We start from the raw sequence: 289 nt of genomic DNA, 5'->3' as shown, positions 1-289 counted from the left end.
GCCCATTTCCGCGGTCAATACTCGCGGCAAGGTCATCGGCGTGGTCGATAATCAGCTGATGCCAGCGCCACAGAACGTCGCTGCGTTCACGGGCCGTCAATGCCGCCCATCCAGGCTGCGCTCTATATGCTCTATCGATCGCAGTGCGTGTCTCCTCGACGCCCATGTCGGGAAGCTCTGCCAGCACTTCGCCTGTCGATGGGTGAGGACCACAAATGTGCGCTCACTGACTGGTTTGCCAAGCGCCGGCAGGCGGTCAAGGCTGCCAAACAGGTCAGGAGATTTGAGG

1 pseudogene is annotated in these 289 nt (G+C 60.6%); it reads right to left on the bottom strand.

The features are described 5' to 3' along the window. Positions 1–289: pseudogene (locus tag EN818_RS32075) on the bottom strand (aldehyde dehydrogenase family protein); the annotation flags it as partial.

The organism is Mesorhizobium sp. M3A.F.Ca.ET.175.01.1.1, assembly GCF_004791945.1.
In the GTDB taxonomy this organism is placed as follows: Bacteria; Pseudomonadota; Alphaproteobacteria; order Rhizobiales; family Rhizobiaceae; genus Mesorhizobium.
Note: the sequence above shows the minus strand (reverse complement) of the source record. Positions and strands in the feature narration are given on the sequence as shown.